This window comes from Streptococcus sp. 477 (assembly GCF_013277295.1).
Classification (GTDB): Bacteria; Bacillota; Bacilli; order Lactobacillales; family Streptococcaceae; genus Streptococcus; species Streptococcus pseudopneumoniae.
Genome location: NZ_VMMQ01000108.1, coordinates 1 through 1,424 on the forward strand (window position 1 = coordinate 1; position 1,424 = coordinate 1,424).

1 protein-coding gene and 1 pseudogene are annotated in these 1,424 nt (G+C 39.0%); both read right to left on the bottom strand.

The features are described 5' to 3' along the window. Positions 1-96: 96 nt before the first annotated feature. Positions 97-713 (bottom strand): annotated as a pseudogene (locus HT691_RS11720) (IS66 family transposase); the annotation flags it as partial. Between the two features lie 356 nt (positions 714-1,069). Further along, on the bottom strand, positions 1,070-1,424 hold a 355-nt coding region (locus HT691_RS10970), incomplete at its 5' end, for an IS30 family transposase (RefSeq protein ID WP_172925379.1).

Here is a 1,424-nt window from a genome sequence, read left to right on the forward strand (position 1 = left end):
GCAGTTTACCAAGCTTAGCATCGCCTTGCTCCTAAACCTTGGACTGCTATCGCATAGGCAGAACTAGAGGACTAAAGTCCTAAGTTACTGCCGCAACATATCACAATGCACATAGCCAGAATAGTCTCCTAGGAATTCTTGTACTACTGAACCACTTCGACGCTGATCATGTTGGTAAAGCCTAATCCCTTGTTTCTCTGATTTTCCTGACAAAAAAGTCCAATAGTAGGTCAGATGGCTATCACTTTCTAAGACCCGATAAGAGGTTTCATCCGCATGAAGAAGAGCTTGTTCTAACAACTTTTCTCGTCAAAGGTTATAAAGGGACTCTAAATAGTATTGACTCGTCTTGATATGCCAATTAGAAATTTCCTTACGTGTGATTGGTAAACCCATCCTAGCCCAATCTTCTTCTTGGCGATAATTGGGTACCTTCTGATGGATGGTGTGAGCGATTATAGAAGCTGAGCCAAGGCTATGCGCCAAAGGGGCTTTAGGGATAGGAGCTTTCACGATTTTATCACTCGGATTTTTCTCACTGCTTGGCACTTATAAGCGTGTTGGATATGATCTATTCGTTTTAATTGCGCAGGAATAAAGACCAATTCTTGTCCTTGAAGGGTTGCTCCAATCTCTTTTAGATCTCCCTGACAGTCAGGGCAAATACAGTCCTCTAAGCGATGATGAACTTTTTCTGAATCAAATTGAGCAAGATGGAGCCTCATAATCCAGTTTAGCAATGATTTCCTTCTATTAATGATATCCATAATTTGGGCATTAGGATCTTTGATATCGAGTAGTTTTGTGATAAAATGTAATTGTTCCATATGATTCTTTCTAATGATGGTTTGGTTACTTTTCATTATAGATGATACGGGACTTTTTTCTACAACAAAATAGGCTCCATAATATCCATAGGGGATTTTCCTACTACAAATATTATAGAGCCAAAATCTCCAGCCTAGAGAATTTATGAGGGTCTGAAAGGGTCAGGTATTTATGTTTTGTCATAGTAGAGCTCATTTCTAACTCAAACGTCTCACACTAAATTCCACCATAAAAATCTGTTTTAAACCAATTTCCACTTTGACCAGACTAGGGGGAGTTGTCCGAATCCAAATTTCAAGTTCAAGTTAGCCATGAAGAAGTCTTCTCTGGGTGATTTGTAGTTCAAGCATTTTTTAGGATAGTTATTAATCCAATTTTCGATGAATGCGACTTCTTTGGGAGTCGTTTTCTTAGTTCCCTTAGGTAACCATCTACGAATGAGCCTGTTGTGATTCTCATTAGTTCCCCTTTCCCAAGAGGCATAGGGGTGCGCATAATAGATATGTTCCTCAGAAAATACATCAGACAAGCGGTTAAATTCTGTACCATTATCTGCCGTGATGGAAAGAATTTGATGTTGTTTTAAGATGAGTTTT